A 16,981-nucleotide genomic window follows, 5' to 3' on the forward strand; every position below is an offset into this window, starting at 1 on the left:
CCAGCGGCACTCGCCATTTAACATTCAGCCATGTTTCAGGAGTTTGACGGAAATATTGAACGGGTGAAATTAAATCTTTAGAAAGCGGGCTTTTTTGAAGCAGCGGCTTGAGTTAAACGGTGGCAGAAAGCAGTGGCATACAAAGAAGATGACGCTTTGTGCCCGCTGTGGGCTTGAACAGCGCAAAGGAGCGCCCGCGCGCATAGTCCAGCCAGGCGCTGGCCTGATGCTACTTTCCCGGATCGGGATCGTTATGCTAAATCTCAGCGATTTAGCACCTGCATAAAAAAAACCGGCTACGCACTGCGTGCTCACCGGGTTATTTCAGGTATTGCCCTTACTGCTTTACCGCCAATATTATGTTAGCCGCGTTAGCCGTCATCAAACGCGAGCTAAACCACGTTCTTTTCCACGATCGGCCGGTTTTCGAGCACACGCGCGAAACTCAGCGAGCCGAGATCAAGCGTCGTATAACGGCCATGCAGAATCAATTCGCTGACGCCGCGGCCGGTTGCCGGGCCCTGTTGCAAACCGTGCCCGCTAAAGCCATTGGCAAAAATGCAGTTATCGACATCCGGGTGGTAGCCGATGATTGCGTTCTGATCGAGCACGTTGTATTCGTAGTAGCCGGACCAGCAGTTCTGCACGCGCAGCGCCTCGAACTGCGGCACGCGGTGCGCGAGCGTCGGCCAGATCACGTCGTCGAATAGCGCGTGATCGACTTCGTCGAGTGGTAAATCGTCGGGATCGTTATCCGCTGACGGTGACGTACCGCAGATGAACGAGTTGCCCTCAGGCCGGAAATACACGCCGCTCGGATCGATCAGCAAAGGACATCGTTCGAGCCGTGCAGGCGACGTGACATTGAAAATACTGCGGCGCCGTGCGAACACCGGAAGATCGATGCCCGCCATCTGCGCGACTTTGCGCGACCAGGCGCCCGCTGCATTCACTACGAAATCGCAAGCGTAGACCTCACTATCCACGGTTTGCACTTGCGTCACGTGTTTGCCGTCGCGATGCAGCGCGGTGACGTCAGCGGCAATGTAGCGCGCGCCGAGCGCCTGCGCTTTCTTGCGCAGCGCCTGTACGAGGCCGTAACCGTCGAACCAGCCCTCACCGCTTTCGCCGTAAGCGCCGGCAACGAGGTCTTCGGTATTGAGCCAGGGAAAGCGCGCTTGCAACGCGTCTTTGTCGAACAAACTGATATCAGCGCCGAGACGCTTTTGCAGCGCGTGATTCTCACGCAGCGTCGTCTCACCGGCAGGCGTGGCGAGAAACAGATAACCGCCTTCGTGCAGATCGATCGAGGGCTTCGTGCCGTCGATTTCGAGCCGCTCGCCGATCGAGCGCAGAAACTCGATGCCGAATAGCGACATCTGAATGGAAAGCGGCGTAGAGAATTGCTGGCGAATGGATGCCGCCGACAATGCCGACGACGAACGCGCATACGTCGAATCGCGTTCGATCACCGTGACGCTGACCGACGGATCATTAAGCCGCAGAAAATACGCAATCGAGCTGCCGATCACCCCACCGCCGACGATCACGACTTTGGAACTCACGTCTTACTCCACAAGTAGCGTGGCCGCTCTGAAACGGCGGGCGGCGCAAACGAATTGCTGAAAGAAGGTGTGAACAGCGGCGCGTGAATGCCCCGCTGCTTTCTGCTGAATGCTCTACTGATCGATTGCTTTATCGCTGTATTGCTACTGGCCGGATCAGTCGATATTGAAGTCGATGCCCTGCGCGAGCGGCAACGCCGACGAGTAGTTGACCGTGTTGGTCGCGCGGCGCATGTACGCCTTCCACGCATCCGAACCTGATTCACGACCGCCGCCGGTTTCCTTCTCGCCACCGAACGCGCCACCGATTTCCGCACCGCTCGGTCCGATGTTCACGTTAGCGATACCGCAGTCGCTGCCCGAGTCGGACAGGAAGCGTTCAGCTTCGCGCAGATCGGTCGTGAACACGCACGACGACAAACCGTGCACCGCCGCATTGTTTGCATCGACCGCATCCGCAAAATCCGAATAGCGCAGCACGTAGAGAATCGGAGCGAAAGTTTCTTTCAGTACCACCGCCGTTTGCGACGGCATTTCGACGATGGCCGGACGCACGTAGTAACCGCCTTCATGGCCCTTTACCTCGACGCGCTCGCCGCCGAACACCTTGCCGCCTTCGGCTGTAGCCTGCTGCAGCGCTTCCTGCATGCGAGCGTACGATTGCTTGTCGATCAGCGGCCCCATCAGCGTGCCCTTTTCGAGCGGATTGCCGATCGGCACCTTGCTGTACAGCTGCTTCAGACGTTCGATAGTCTTGTCGTACACGCTCTCATGCACAAACAGGCGCCGCAGCGACGTGCAACGCTGCCCCGCCGTGCCCACTGCCGAGAACAGAATGCCGCGCATTGCGAGTTCATGATCCGCCGTTTGCGCGACGATGCCCGCGTTGTTGCCACCGAGTTCGAGCAGCGAGCGGCCGAAGCGCTTCGCCACTTCAACACCGACCGTGCGGCCCATTTCCGTGCTGCCCGTCGCGCTGACGATCGATGCACGCGGGTCCGCCACCAGCTTCGCGCCGACATCGCGGCCACCGTTGATCAGCGCGGTCAGGCCGGCCGGCGCGTCGCCGAATTCCTTCAGTGCTTCGCTGAGAATCTGGTTGACGGCAAGCGCAGTCAAGGGCGTCTTTTCCGACGGCTTCCAGATCACCGCGTTGCCGCACATCAGCGCCAGCGCCGCGTTCCACGACCACACTGCGGCCGGGAAGTTGAACGCCGAGATCACGACGCACGTACCCATCGGATGCCATGTTTCAGCCATACGATGGCCGGGGCGCTCCGAAGCGATCGTCAGACCGTACAACTGACGCGACAGACCGACCGCGAAGTCGCAGATGTCGATCATTTCCTGCACTTCACCCAAGCCTTCCTGCAGGATCTTGCCGGTTTCGAGCGTGATGATGCTGCCGAGCGCGTGCTTCTTTTCACGCAGACGGTTGCCGAGCAGGCGCACCAGTTCGCCGCGGCGCGGCGCTGGGACGTTGCGCCAGGCGGTGTATGCCTCTTTCGCATTGGCGAGGGCCGCGTCGACTTCCGCCACCGTGTTGCTGGCCACACGGCCAATGAGCTCGCCGGTGATTGGCGAATGAACCGCGATGTCGCCGGCTTGCGCCGCGTGGGCGATGCCGAGGTCGGCGAGGATGGTGGAAGCGTCCATGAGAATCCCTTTAATTTCCGATGCGAAACAAGAGTAAGTTCGGAAACTATACACGCGGGATTTTATGGCGGCAAGGGTATTTGCCCCGGGGTTGGATGGCGGATCGGGCTGAATGGGCTTGTGAGCTTGGTGCGCCGTGGGGATGGCGCCGGTCATAAGGGGTATTGCAGGCCGCTGTTGAGGACGTCCGGGCAGTGCGGCGTGGCTCGCCCAGTCGTTTCTTATTGGAAATTAATTGGCGTAGCTTCAGTGCCGGCTTCCGCCCGGGCTCAGGTTTCGACGCCGATGCCCACCCACGCCCGCCCAAAATCGAAATGCGAGCAGAAAGGCCTTTCGCAACCGACTTTCACGCTTCTGTATCCCACTGCACCAACAGTTCCGGCGGGATCGCCTGCACCACCTCGCCGTAACGTTTGCCGACGAACTGTTCCGCGCGCCGGAGCAGAACCGGAATTGGACTGCTGGGTTCATGAGTTTCGAACCAATGCCGCGCCTCGCGTATCGTCTCCAGCGCCGCCTGCCTGTCAGTGACACGCGTGCGGGTGCTCCGCATAACCTGGTCCGGCTCGACGACGTGCGGCGTCGAAGCAACCTGCGCCGTCGTTGAGTCGTCTAATGGCACTTCAACAGCACCGATCTGCCCCTCACAAGCGGCTGCATCGTCCAGAATAAAGTCGTGAGCAGCCAGATCGTCAGTCGACCGAGCAAACAGCTGCAGCAATTTACCGAGCGCGGACAGATCCGGGGCAAATGAATGCAAATGCAACTCGGACCATGTCTCGATGCCCTCGAAGCTCGCCAGCGCCTGATCGAATCCGCTCAACACTGCGGGAGTCTGCGCGCGCAGATCGTTCAGTTGCTGTCGCACCGAATCCGGCGAAAGCGCGTCGGCAGGGCGTGGTCGGGCAAATGCGCGTTCCACGTCCCGGACCTGCAGGCGCGTAGCGGTCGACTTGACGAGGACTATTTCCCGCAGATCCGACAGCAGGCCATGGACATCGGTTAGTGCCTGGAGTGCGTTCGATCGTATCTCTAACGCAGCATCGCGATCCGCATCCACCGCGAGTTGTGGATGGATCGTGTCGGGGTAGAGGTCGAGCCAGCTCGCCAGCAAACACATGCCCTCCGCGAAACCAGCACTGCCGGCCAGCCTCGTCCGGCTGCGCGCGAACAGCACGGCGAGCCGGATATCCTGGCTACGCAACATCAGTCTTCTGCAATCGCGATCGACATCGCTCCAGTTGACCGGCTCCGGTGAGCCAACAAAGTTGCCGTATTGTGCATCTGGTTGTGCGGTCGTCTTTGCCGATAGGACAACGTACTCCGGATCGTATTCGAGGTCGACGCCACTCGGCGTGTCATCGGAAATGGGACCTAGCCAGTCGTGGCTTGCGAGATCGAGGTTCCGCGATTTCACCGCGGTGTGTTTTTTCGCGTTCATGGAGTATCTGCGAGTTATTGAGCGGCGAGCGCATAGTGTTCAGGTTCGAAGCGCATTCCCGTAATCGAGTCGCAAGTCAGCGAATGGCCGAGCCACCCCGACCAACCGAGTCGTTCCGGACCGCCGATCACGGCCGGCGGCGCGCTCTGCGCCTTGATCCGCAATTCGAGTTCCCAGGCGAATTCATAGCCGATAAAGGCCCGGACCCACTCCACCAGCAGCGGAAGGTCATCGCCTCGCGGTGTAAAGCGCAGGTATTCGTCGATGTCGAGCGGACCGACGACGATCCGAAACTTGTGTTGCCGGTCAGGTACCTGCTCGCCGAGCATCGCACCCTCGGACATTACCGACGGCGCGCCTGGCGCACCGAGCTTGCTGTGCTCGGCGGGATCGACCTCGATCCAGTTCCAGACGTGTTCATCAATTGCGACTGGGACGCCGAAGAACCGCGCGAGCGTGGCCCTAAGTCCGTCGGGATTGCGTGCTTCGCGTATCAGATGGGCGGAAGCTGACATGCGTGCGTGAGCGGGCAGACGGCCCCGGCCTGTCTCGCCCGTGTCCTGCCCAAACAGGCTTGCGACGTAAAACGAGAACCGCTCGTCGTCCGCACGATCCAATCCGGCCGTTGCCTGTGCGGACGACCAGGCGCGGTAGAACAGCGTCAGGTAGCGGTGGTGGAAAATATCGAGGAAATCGACAAGCGTATTGTCACGCCTGCTCTCCTGGCGATCCCGTGCGATTTCCGTTACGTGGATCGGCAATGGTCCGTTAGGGCCGAGCATGCCAAGACCAAACAGCTTCAGGCTGAGACGGCCGTCGATTTCTTCGATCTCGGCAATCTCGCGGGGAGCAAAGGCCAAGCTCGGTCGCTGGCCCAGGCGGAAGGGTTCCGCTTGCGGACGCCGCGCGCGCCCGATCGGCGGGATGCGCAAATCCGCCCCCAGGCGCCGCAGCAGACTCAGAAAGCCGTAACGCCACGGTTCGGCGCGTAGCTTTTCAATCAGTTCGGGTGAGAGCGCGGCATCACGGATCACAGCCGCGGTAGGAGCGCGATCCATCAGGCCGCCCCTCGCGTACCCATGCGTACTGGCCAGCGGGCAACGTGCCCCCGCTGCATCGAGTGCAATTCGGTTTGCGTAAAGACGTTGATCGAAACGTGGCGGGCCAGAAAGTGTTCGAGAATCAAGCCGAACAGGTATGGGCTTGCGCCGGAGAATCCCGCTTCATCGACCGTGAGAGCGCATTCGATGCCACGTCCGAAGACGAGCGGTCCGCCCCCGCGTAACCGTCGGGTCACTGGCCGGGTCTTCACGCCCACCAGACTCTCGACCTGTCTCCTCTGTGCCTCGTCTTCCCCGGTCAGGAACAGCCGCAACAGGTCACGGAGCCCCTGACCGCCGGCGCGATGATCGAGTTCTGCCAATGGAAGATAGTTGAAATTCAATTGGCGAATCAGACGCCAGGCCATTTCGCGCTCAGCATACGGTGCTTTCGGTGCGCTCGGTGCACGGATCAGTCCGATGCCTTCGAGCGGAGCTGACTCCGATATGGTCAGATCCCGTTCGCCGTTGCGCGGCACGAGATTTGGCAGATCGCGGTTGGTCAGCCACGCATCGACCGACAGATAGCGAATCGCCTCCGCATAGGGCGCTTCGTTCTGATCGACCAGCGACACGAAGGTTTCCGTTCCCACATACGGTGTGCGCGTGCCGTAGCGGCGTGCGGAGTTCGACATCAGCCGGCGCTCACGACGGATCGAAAAGTACCGCCCGTAGTTGCCTTCATCGTTGTTGAGGGTCCGGTACAGGGGCCGAAACTCGAACTGTTCCGACGTGGCAGCGACCTGACCGGTCATGGATTCGACGGAAAACACTTCGTAGTCGAGCGGATGCAGTCGAGCCGGCACCAGATGGAACTCCGTGTCGCCTTGTGTCAGTTCAATACGATCCGTACGCTGCCGGAACAGATTGATGACGGGCGTGCAGAAGAGTGCGAAACGCGATGCGTCGACGAGATTCGCGAGCGCGTCGGGAACCCTGTCCAGCAGAACGACAATTTCGGCTTCCTTACCAGTGATACGTCGCAGACCGCCTTCGAGACCGTTTAACGAAAAGAAATAGAACCGGCTTGGACAGGCAAAATACTCGTGCAACAGGTTGTGTCCATGAAAACTCGACCAGGTTAGGGGCAGCAGGCCCTGATCCGGTCCAAGTCCTTCGTGGCCAACCGCATTCGATGTTACCGCGTGGGGTGCCCGGGCAATGTCGCCGGGCGTGCCGATCAGTGAGGAAACACTTGCTGTGTGCAACAGTTCAAACAGGTGAGACGCAACCTGTTCGTCACCGGCGAGATACACCGGCAATGTGTCGAGACCTTGCAGATTGGCGATGTTCGCGTCGCCCGTCATGCGCAAGCGCAAACGTAATGCACCACGCACCCGGCTGTGAGCCGGCACGTAGCGATCAAGTGATGGAACGTCGGGCGGAACGCCCGTGAGGCGCGCATCGACGATCTCCAGCGGATAGAGTGTCACGTCCTGACCGTTGCGGAACTGGCAAGCAGTCTGTTCCCCATCCGGGACACGCGCGGTAAATGCAGAGCCGCGCGGAACGCAGAAACCCTCCGTGAGTTTGCCTTCCTTGCGGCTCGGGAACAGTCGCGCAACGGCCATCGAGGGTGTCGGGGCAACGTAGTTCGGGTACACGACTTCGAGCAGCCGTTCAGTAAAGCGTGGAAACTCGGCATCAAGCTTGATTTGCATGCGCGCGGACATGAAGCAGAACGATTCGATGATCCGTTCGACGTAGGGGTCGGCGACATCTCCCGCCTGCATGCCCAGCCTCCGGGCGATCTTGGGATGGGCTTGCGCGAATTCACCCGCCATTTCGCGCATGTAGATCAGTTCCTTGTTGTAGTAGTCGAGCAGTCGCGGGTCCATGATAGGGGCTTTACTTTGGTTTGATCGGTGTTAGGACAGTGTGTGACGACGACACTTAGCTCACATGCACGCTGGCGACATTCATCCGGCTGGTTTCCAGGTCGAGGGAGCTTTGCACCAGGAACTCCAGGGGGTACGGGTCCATGTGAATCATCCCGCGTACTTCAAACATCAAAACGTTGTAGATGTTCTCGGCATCTGCCTTGACGAGCGGCAACACAGCGAGCGTTTCCGGGATCAGGCGAGGTTCGAATTCGCGGATCGCGCGGCGGATCATCTGTTCGATGTCAGCCCATTTGCGCGAGGCGAGCCAGGCGCCGGACAGGGGTGGCACACCGAAATTGATCGTCGAAGCGGCAGCCTCGGGATAGCGCAGACGATCGATCTGGTCCTCGATGCTGGTCGTGTTGAGCAGGAAGGCGAGATCGCGCTGCAGGATGTCGCGCATCTGCGAGCGCGTCACGGCGTATTCCTCAGGCGCTTCGGTTTGCCGTTGTGGCGCGTCGTCGCGCAGGCGGTCGAGCAAGGTGGGTAGCAGACGCGTGTTGGCGCGGCGTGGCGCGGAGATTGGCGCGCCTATCAGAGCGCGATGATTGTGCTTAGGCGCCTGCATCGGTCACATCCTTTGAGACCTTGGCGTCAGTCCCGGCGGGGAGGGTCGAGAGCGCAACTCCGTGAGCTGCATGACTCGACTGAAGAATGAATTCAGTCATGCGTCGGTGCTGAAATCTGCTGTACCGGTTGAGACACCCCTCGTCATGAGCGGGCTGTCGATACCAACCGCGTGGTGTTCCCGCCGTACGAGCGTTGGCGGCAGGCGCGACATGCTGGCGTTCAATTCAGGCGGAGCGAACAGGCGCAAGATTTCCGGTGCGGTCGTGACGGCAGCCGGATCGGGCATCTCGCCCGCCGCCAGCAACCCGAACAGGTCTTCGACGCTGCGAACGCCGCTGAGCAGCGTCTCGATCGATTCAACGTGAAGCGCGCCGTCCAGTCGCAAATCGGGTAACGGCTCCTGGGCGGTCGGGCCAGGCGTTACCCACTCAACGCCGAGCAACGCTTCCGGATCATTGAGCGCACAGCAGTACTGCATATGCAAAGCGCCAATCAGGTCATTCGTGCCTGTGTCGCGAGGCGTATTGGCACCTGTCGTTCCACCGCTACCGATCAACTCGTAGATCGCATGACTGCCATTGAAGCGAGGCGGCAGGCTGGGCTTATCTCCTCCGACTTGATTCGCGTCAACGGTTTTGCCTGTTGGTGAAATTTGATGTTCCGGTCGCCGGGCGATTCCTTTTATCTTGATATTAGGACCAAGTTTATTGGCCCAATTAAGTGAACTCCAATTTTGCATCCAGCCCATTTCGATATCCCAATAAAAATAACTTACCGGATTTCAGTTTTTTGATTGATCGATGGATTATCGGCATAAAAGCCTGATTATTCAATCCGCCTGACAGAGATGCTCTGATGAATCACCGCATATCCTGCCCCCCGGACTTTTTTCAATAAGACCAGTCCTAAATCGCAGAGAGTTTTTGCTCTAATTATTCGATATTCATGCGCATCCAGACGCTTCACAAATCGGCGTTGCCAATTTATATTGTTCAGACCATTGCTGGTTCGTTTAACTAAAGATGATTTTTGATATCTTAATAATAAAGACATGATGGCGATCACGCGACACGCATTATTCGGCAAACTGGGGAGCGCACTGTTCAAGAGCGTCGAGTCCGCGACGGCTCTATGCAAGCTGCGTGGCAATCCGTACGTCGAACTGGTGCATTGGTTGCATCAAATCCTGCAACTCTCCGACAGCGATCTGCATCGCATCCTGCGTCGCTGCGACATTGATCTGGCCGGCCTCGAACGGGACATGACACGTGCGCTTTCCGCCCTGCCCGCTGGCGCCAGTTCAATCAGCGATTTCTCCCACCATATTGAAACGGCGATCGAACGTGCCTGGGTGATCGCCACGCTCGGCTTCAACGACTACCGTGTGCGTGGCGCGTGGCTGATCGCTGCGCTCGTGAAGACGCCCGAACTGCGGCGTGTTCTGCTTGGCATCTCGCCAGCCTTCCGGAGCATTTCCGTGGACGCTCTGGACGCAGCGTTGCCCGCATGGATCGACGGTTCGCCTGAAGCGACGGATAGCGCTTACGACGGCACAGATTTTTCGCCCGCGGCGCCAGCTGAGGCATCGGGTGCACTGCCGGCATCGCCGAAGGGTTCCGCACTGGAGCGGTACTGCACGGACCTGACCGCACGAGCGCGTCATGGAGAGATTGACCCAGTCATTGGGCGCGAGCTTGAAGTTCGAACGATGATCGACGTACTGCTGCGGCGCCGGCAGAACAATCCACTCTTGACCGGCGAGGCCGGTGTCGGCAAAACCGCCGTCGCGGAAGGGCTCGCGCTGGCAATCGCGAACGGTATGGTGCCTCCAAAGCTGGCTGATGTGAGGCTGATGAGTCTCGATGTCGGCACGCTGCTTGCCGGCGCCAGCATGAAGGGCGAGTTCGAGGCTCGTCTGAAGGATGTGCTTGAAGCGGCAACGAAGTCCCCCGCGCCGGTCATCCTCTTTGTCGACGAAATTCACATGCTGATTGGTGCCGGTGGCCAGGCAGGCACAGGAGACGCAGCCAATCTGCTAAAACCCGCACTTGCGCGCGGCACGCTTCGCACAATCGGCGCGACCACGTGGACTGAGTACAAGCGTCACATCGAAAAAGATCCGGCACTCACGCGGCGCTTCCAGGTGTTGCAGATCATGGAGCCGGAAGAAGCTGCGGCGATCGACATGGTTCGGGGGCTCAGCCAAACGTTTGCACAACATCACGGTGTTGAAATTCTCGATGAGGCGATCCGCGCAGCCGTCACGCTGTCGCACCGATACATTCCTTCGCGCCAGTTGCCGGACAAGGCGATTAGTCTGCTCGACACCGCGTGCGCACGCGTCGCGCTGTCTTGGCATGCTCCGCCAGGTGAACTCCAAAACGTCCAGCAGCGACTTCAGGCCGCGCAGGTCGAACAGCAGCTATTGGAGCGCGAAGCTCGCATTGGACTTGACGCCGGGACGGTGCTCGACGGGGTTCGGACGCGAATCGATGCACTCACCGCTGAGGCGCGCGAAATTGAGGCGCGCTGGAGAACACAATCTGAGGCAGCCCTGGCGTTGCTGCGTGCGCGCGGTGCGGCCACCGTGGAAGAAGATCAGGTTGATGTTGTAGAGCCCGCGTCGGTAGATACCTTGCGCGAACTCGAGCACGCGCTGGCTGTGCTTCAGCACGACACGCCGCTTGTGTTCCCCGAGGTAAACGAAGCAATCGTCGCCGCCATTGTGTCGGACTGGACGGGGATTCCCGTGGGCCGGATGGTGACCGACGAAGTCGCCGCCGTACTGGCGCTGCCAGCCACGCTGGAGAGGCGTGTGATCGGCCAGCAGGCCGCGCTGCGCCAGATCTGCGAACGCATCCAGACCGCTCGTGCCGGCCTGACCGACCCGCGCAAACCGATCGGCGTTTTCCTGCTGGCCGGCCCCTCCGGTGTGGGCAAGACTGAAACCGCGCTCGCGCTTGCCGAAGCTCTCTACGGCGGTGAGCAGAACCTGATCACCATCAACATGAGTGAGTATCAGGAGGCGCACACCGTATCCGGTCTGAAAGGGGCGCCCCCCGGCTATCTCGGTTACGGCGAAGGAGGCGTGCTGACCGAAGCAGTGCGTCGCCGCCCGTACTCCGTTGTGCTGCTCGACGAAGTTGAGAAAGCGCATCCGGATATTCATGAGATGTTCTTCCAGGTGTTTGACAAAGGCTACATGGAAGACGGCGATGGCCGCTACATCGATTTCCGCAATACGACGATCCTGCTAACGAGCAACGCTGGCGCAGAACTGATTGCGGGCCTGTGTGCGGACGCGGCGTTGATGCCCGACGCGGAAAGCCTGAGCAGCGCACTGATGCCGGCGTTACTGAAGGTCTTCCCGGCCGCGTTCATCGGCCGCCTCACCGTCGTGCCGTATCTGCCGCTCGCGCACGAAACGCTTGCAGGCATTGTTCGCTTGCACCTGGACCGCGTCGTCAGACGCATGGCGGACAACCACGACATAGCACTCGTCTATGCAGACGCCGTAGTCGATCGCATCGTCAGGCGGTGTCTGGTGCTGGAAACCGGCGCGCGGGTATTGATCGGCTTCATCGAACAACACGTGCTGCCGAAGCTGTCCGCGCTATGGCTCGATGCGTTCTCAACCAGAACTGCGCTCAGACGTATAGCAATCGAGGTCATCGACGATGACCATGACGCCCGGTGCGGCCTCGACTTTCGCACAGAGCCAATGTCTGATTGATGTCTTGCCGGAGAGGTCGACCGACTGTTACCCACCGGCGAATTAGTAGTTCTACTACTCATTGCCACTTCATTTGCCACGCCAGGAGTCAAGCATGTCCGCTTCCAGCAGTTCGCAGAAATTCATCGGGCGCAATCGCGCGCCCCGAGTGCAGATCGAATATGACGTCGAGGTCTACGGTTCGGAAAAGAAGATCGAGCTGCCCTTCGTGATGGGTGTGCTTGCCGATTTATCCGGCAAGCCGACTGAGGCCCTGCCGCCCGTAGCCGACCGCACGTTCCTGGACATCGACATCGACAATTTCGACGAGCGCATGAAGGCAATCAGGCCACGCGTCGCGTTCTCTGTCCCGAACACGCTGTCGAGCGATGGTCACCTGGTGGTCGACATGACCTTCGAAAGCATTGAGGACTTCTCGCCGGCAGCCGTTGCGCGCAAGGTCGATTCGCTAGCTCAACTGCTCGAAGCACGCACGCAACTCGCCAATCTGCAGACATACATGGACGGCAAGTCTGGCGCTGAAGGCCTGGTAAACAAGCTGCTGCGGGACACGACCCTGCTGAAAGCACTGGCCGCAGCGCCGAAACCGCAGGCCGCCGGCGACGCGCATGACGTGAACGAGCCTGCCTGATCGAATCGACTGAACCTACGCGCAACAAGGAATCCAGTATGGCAAAGCAGCAAGCACAGGTCGCGGCCGCCGACACGCAGACCTACAACGATTTCACGCAACTACTCGAGCGGGAATTCAAGCCGAAAACCGAACAGGCGCGCGAAGCCGTAGAGTTTGCGGTAAAGGCGCTGGCCGAACAGGCCCTGCGGCAGTCGATCACGATTAGCGACGATGCGTACAAGAGCATCGAAGCGATCATCGCCGAAATCGACCACAAGCTATCCGAGCAGATCAACCTGATCCTGCACCAGGACGACTTCCAGAGGCTGGAATCGGCGTGGCGTGGTTTGCATCACCTCGTGTCCAACACGGAGACTGACGAAAAGCTCAAGATCCGCTTCATGGACGTGTCGAAGGAAGAACTCCGGCGCACGATGAAACGGTACAAGGGCGCCGCGTGGGACCAGAGCCCGCTCTTCAAACAGATCTATGAAGAAGAGTACGGCCAGTTGGGCGGCGAACCCTACGGCTGTCTTGTCGCCGACTACTACTTCGACCACACACCACCCGACGTCGACCTTCTGGGTTCGATCGCCAAGGTGTCGGCCGCATCGCACACGCCGTTTATTTCAGGCGCATCGCCGTCCGTGCTGCAGATGGACTCATGGCAGGAACTTGCGAACCCGCGTGATTTGACGAAGATCTTCGCGCAAAACCTCGAATATGCGCCGTGGAACTCATTGCGCAACACAGAGGATGCGCGTTACGTCGGCCTCGCCATGCCGCGCTTCCTGTCGCGCCTGCCGTATGGCGCGAAGACGAACCCAGTCGACGAATTCGACTTCGAGGAAGACACCAACGGCTCCGACCATCGCCGCTACGCGTGGGCCAATGCAGCCTACGCGATGGGCGTGAACGTCAACCGGTCGTTCAAGCTGTACGGGTGGTGCACGCTGATTCGCGGGGTGGAGTCAGGCGGCACCGTCGAAAACCTGCCGTGCCACACGTTCCCGACCGACGACGGCGGCGTCGACATGAAGTGCCCGACTGAAATCGCCATTTCGGACCGGCGCGAAGCGGAGCTTGCGCGCAACGGCTTTATTCCGCTGATCCATCGCAAAAACACCGACCACGCAACATTCATCGGCGCGCAATCGATGCAGAAGCCCGCGGAGTACCACGATGCGGACGCTACCGCCAACGCGAATCTGTCAGCACGCCTGCCGTACCTTTTTGCCTGCTCGCGTTTCGCCCACTACCTCAAGTGCATCGTGCGCGACAAGATCGGCGCGTTCAAGGAGCGCGAGGACATGCAGCGCTGGCTTAACGAATGGATCATGAACTACGTCGATGCAGATCCGGCTAACTCATCGCAGGAGACGAAGGCTCGCCGTCCGCTCGCGGCAGCGGAGGTACTCGTTGAGGATGTCGAAGGAAATCCCGGCTATTACCAGGCCAAGTTCTTCCTGCGTCCGCACTTCCAGCTTGAGGGTCTGACGGTTTCACTGCGCCTCGTCGCCAAGCTGCCGTCCATCAAGGAAGCGGCGTAACACAAGTCCCGGCCGGATGACTTGACACCATCCGGCTTCTTTTACCACCAGTAGGAGTGAACAAGTGGCACAGGACATTTTTCTGAAGATCAACGGGATCGACGGTGAGTCGCAGGACACCTCGCACAAGAACGAAGTCGAAGTGCTGAAGTGGAACTGGAACATCCATCAGGAATCGACGATGCATGCAGGCAGCGGCGGCGGTGCCGGTAAGGCCACCGTCGAAGATCTGACCTTCGATCACCTCGTAGATCGCGCGAGTCCGAATCTGATGAAGTATTGCCTGACTGGGAAGCACATCAACGAGGCCGTGCTCGTCGTGCGCAAGGCCGGCGGCAACCCGCTCGAATACCTCAAGCTGACGATGTCGGACGTGATCGTCACCGGCGTGGCGCCGTCGGGCACTAACAATGACCTCGGAATGCGCGAGACAGTCAGCCTGTCGTTCGCGAAGGTCAAGCAGGAATACGTGGTGCAGAACCAGCAAGGCGGCAGCGGTGGCGCAGTGACGGCAAGCTACGACATCAAGGGCAACAAGGAGGCGTAAGCGGCTTCGGGAATTTCGCCGGAACGTAGCGCATCCGGTGGGCGTGGCACTACCACGCTCATCTTTCAACATTTCTGTTTCAGGTCTTATGCGTCTGTTCAAACTCGCTATCGCACCCGTCATGCGCAAACACATCGCATGCGGACTGGTCGTCATGCTGGGTGCGTGCACGAGCAACAGCCCCGATCCCCATACGTCGAAAGAGCCGACCCGTCTTGACCTGTCGATCGTGGCAGCGAAAGACGTGAATCCGGACGACAAGCGGCGGCCCGCGCCGATCGTCGTGCGGGTATACGAACTCAAAAACGACAGCACGTTCAAGTCAGAAGACTTTTTTTCGTTGCAGGACAAAGACAAGACAGTTCTCTCCGAAGACCTGACTGTACGCGACGAATTCCTGCTGCGCCCGGGCGACACGAAAGCCATCCGGCGCAAATCCGATCCGGCTACAACCGTGATCGGCATTCTCGCTGCGTACCGCGATCTGCCGAACGCGGTGTGGCGCGTGACGTATGAGTTACCACTCGCACCCGTTGCCACATGGTATCGGAGCGGCAACAAGATAAAACTGAACATCGATCTTGGCGCGGATGCGATCAAGATCACCGAAAGGAAGTAGCGGAACCTACCCCATGAGCTGGCATAACAAGGTCGTCTGGAGCGAAGGGCTGTTTCTGCGCCCGCAACTGTTTCAACAACAGGAACGATACTTTGAGCACTTCGCGCACAAGCGCGTCGCCCCACTATCCCCGTTCTTCTTTGGTTTCAGTCAATACAGCATCGAGAGCGAAGCGCTGGTGCTGGGCAAGGTCATCGTCAAATCGGCGGGGGGTGTGTTTGCGGACGGCACGCCGTTCGACACGCCCGGGAGTACACCTCCGCCGGCGCCACTCACGATACGGCCCGAGCATCTGGAGCAACTGATCTATCTTGCCGTGCCGATCCGCGTGCCAAACGCCGAAGAGATGACGTTCGACAATACGGCAGATTCGCTCGCTCGTTATGCGGCTTTCGATACGGAACTGCGCGATACGAACTCAATCGCGCAGGGGCCGAAGACGGTGCAGTTGTCGAATCTGCGATTGCGGCTCGTGCCGGAAAAGGAGCTGACGGATGCATGGATCGGTCTCGCGCTCACACGTGTGAAGACGATTCGTGCTGACGGCAGCATCGAACTCGACGACACGTTGATTCCACCAGTCAATGGTTATGGCGCGAGCGCTCTGCTGACGAGCTGGCTTGCGAAGATTCACGACCTCACCCGTTTGCGGGCCAATGCGCTTGCGCAGCGGCTGACCGGTAGTGATGGACAAGCCGGAACAGCATCCGAAGTTTCCGACTATCTGCTCCTGCAGACGTTGAACCGCTATGAGCCCTTGCTGCAGCATTTAAGGCGCGTGCCGACTACGTCGCCCGTCGACCTTTACTCGCTGCTGCTGGGCATGGCGGGTGAACTGTCGACCTATGTGCGCACGGAAACGCGGCGCCCGCTTGATTCTCACCCAGCGTATCAGCACGTCGCGCCCCATCTTTGCGTCAAGCCGGTGGTCGACGATACCCACCGGCTGCTGAATGCGGTGCTCGTGCGGAGCGCCCAAAGCATTTCGCTTCAGGAGCGCGCACACGGCATGCGCAATGCGGTGGTGGACCCAGCCGACATGCGGCGTTTCACCGCCGTGGTGCTCGCCGTGCACGCGCAAATGCCGCCGGATGTCCTGCAACAGCAATTCCTTGCGCAAGCGAAGGCCGGGCCGTCCGAACGGCTGCCGGATCTGGTGCGCTCACATCTGCCAGGTATCTCGCTACAGGCGCTACCGGTGCCGCCGCGGCAGATTCCGTTCAATGCGGGCTACGTCTATTACGAGTTCACGCGCAGCGGGCCGCTGTGGGACGAGGTGGCACGGCACGGTGGGCTGGCGCTGCATGTGGCGGGAGACTTTCCGTCGTTGAAGCTGGAGTTGTGGGGCGTGCGGGGGTAACGGCGTACGCAGGCGCCGATCACCCGTTCACGCGGGCAGATCGCATTTCGATTAACGCAGCACGGACAGGAGAACGCGATGAAAGACGAACCGGGACGACCGATGACCCGCTTGGGTGATACGACGGATCACGGCGGCAGAGTGATCGACGCTGCATCTGACCTCAAACATATCGGCATTCGAGTCGCACTCGATGGACATAGGGTCGAGTGTCCAAAGTGCGGTGACGTATTCCCGATTGTTGCCACTGGGAAGCGTACACACCGAGGTATCCGCGTCGCGTACATCGGCGACAAGACGGGTTGTGGCGCGACGTTGATCGCCGTTTGACGGTTTCCGGGAGG

14 protein-coding genes are annotated in these 16,981 nt (G+C 59.8%); 7 read left to right on the forward strand and 7 right to left on the reverse strand.

The window, feature by feature from the left end; translation table 11 throughout:
* Positions 1–392 precede the first annotated feature (392 nt).
* The 7 genes from PQQ86_RS36280 to PQQ86_RS36310 all read right to left on the reverse strand — a co-directional run bounded on the left by PQQ86_RS36280 (position 393) and on the right by PQQ86_RS36310 (position 8,963).
* A complete protein-coding gene (locus PQQ86_RS36280; RefSeq protein WP_408278391.1) occupies positions 393–1,565 on the reverse strand; it encodes an NAD(P)/FAD-dependent oxidoreductase in 1,173 nt (390 codons plus the stop codon).
* A gap of 156 nt (positions 1,566–1,721) precedes the next feature.
* Complete coding sequence (gene amaB / locus PQQ86_RS36285) at positions 1,722–3,221, reverse strand: L-piperidine-6-carboxylate dehydrogenase (RefSeq protein WP_408278393.1); 1,500 nt, start codon at positions 3,219–3,221, stop codon at positions 1,722–1,724.
* A gap of 346 nt (positions 3,222–3,567) precedes the next feature.
* On the reverse strand, positions 3,568–4,662 hold the full coding sequence (locus PQQ86_RS36290) for a type VI secretion system protein TssA (RefSeq protein ID WP_408278396.1): 1,095 nt from the start codon (positions 4,660–4,662) through the stop codon (positions 3,568–3,570).
* A 14-nt stretch (positions 4,663–4,676) separates the two neighbouring features.
* A complete protein-coding gene (gene tssG / locus PQQ86_RS36295; protein WP_408278399.1) occupies positions 4,677–5,720 on the reverse strand; it encodes a type VI secretion system baseplate subunit TssG in 1,044 nt (347 codons plus the stop codon).
* A complete protein-coding gene (gene tssF, locus PQQ86_RS36300; RefSeq protein WP_408278401.1) occupies positions 5,720–7,600 on the reverse strand; it encodes a type VI secretion system baseplate subunit TssF in 1,881 nt (626 codons plus the stop codon). Before tssF ends, tssG begins: the two co-directional genes overlap by 1 nt.
* 55 nt (positions 7,601–7,655) lie before the next feature.
* Complete coding sequence (gene tssE / locus PQQ86_RS36305) at positions 7,656–8,213, reverse strand: type VI secretion system baseplate subunit TssE (protein WP_408278403.1); 558 nt, start codon at positions 8,211–8,213, stop codon at positions 7,656–7,658.
* Between the two features lie 96 nt (positions 8,214–8,309).
* Positions 8,310–8,963 carry a TagK domain-containing protein gene (locus PQQ86_RS36310; RefSeq protein ID WP_408278406.1) on the reverse strand — a complete coding sequence of 218 codons (654 nt, stop codon included), beginning with the start codon at positions 8,961–8,963 and terminating at the stop codon, positions 8,310–8,312.
* A 306-nt stretch (positions 8,964–9,269) separates the two neighbouring features.
* On the opposite strand from PQQ86_RS36310, the gene tssH reads away from it, so the two are divergent.
* From tssH to PQQ86_RS36345, 7 genes are all read left to right on the forward strand, one after another.
* On the forward strand, positions 9,270–11,948 hold the full coding sequence (gene tssH, locus PQQ86_RS36315; RefSeq protein WP_408279439.1) for a type VI secretion system ATPase TssH: 2,679 nt from the start codon (positions 9,270–9,272) through the stop codon (positions 11,946–11,948).
* A 94-nt stretch (positions 11,949–12,042) separates the two neighbouring features.
* On the forward strand, positions 12,043–12,579 hold the full coding sequence (gene tssB / locus PQQ86_RS36320; RefSeq protein ID WP_408202891.1) for a type VI secretion system contractile sheath small subunit: 537 nt from the start codon (positions 12,043–12,045) through the stop codon (positions 12,577–12,579).
* A gap of 38 nt (positions 12,580–12,617) precedes the next feature.
* Entirely contained in the window at positions 12,618–14,111 is a 1,494-nt protein-coding gene (gene tssC / locus PQQ86_RS36325) for a type VI secretion system contractile sheath large subunit (RefSeq protein WP_408278409.1), read from the forward strand.
* 64 nt (positions 14,112–14,175) lie between these two features.
* A complete protein-coding gene (locus tag PQQ86_RS36330; protein ID WP_408278411.1) occupies positions 14,176–14,658 on the forward strand; it encodes an Hcp family type VI secretion system effector in 483 nt (160 codons plus the stop codon).
* Between the two features lie 121 nt (positions 14,659–14,779).
* Positions 14,780–15,277, forward strand: a complete 498-nt coding sequence (gene tssJ / locus PQQ86_RS36335; protein WP_408278414.1) for a type VI secretion system lipoprotein TssJ — start codon at positions 14,780–14,782, stop codon at positions 15,275–15,277.
* Between the two features lie 13 nt (positions 15,278–15,290).
* Entirely contained in the window at positions 15,291–16,637 is a 1,347-nt protein-coding gene (gene tssK, locus PQQ86_RS36340; protein WP_408278417.1) for a type VI secretion system baseplate subunit TssK, read from the forward strand.
* Between the two features lie 78 nt (positions 16,638–16,715).
* Positions 16,716–16,967, forward strand: a complete 252-nt coding sequence (locus tag PQQ86_RS36345; RefSeq protein ID WP_408278419.1) for a PAAR domain-containing protein — start codon at positions 16,716–16,718, stop codon at positions 16,965–16,967.
* Positions 16,968–16,981 lie beyond the last annotated feature (14 nt).

This window comes from Paraburkholderia sediminicola (assembly GCF_046026675.1).
Taxonomy (GTDB): Bacteria; Pseudomonadota; Gammaproteobacteria; order Burkholderiales; family Burkholderiaceae; genus Paraburkholderia; species Paraburkholderia sediminicola_F.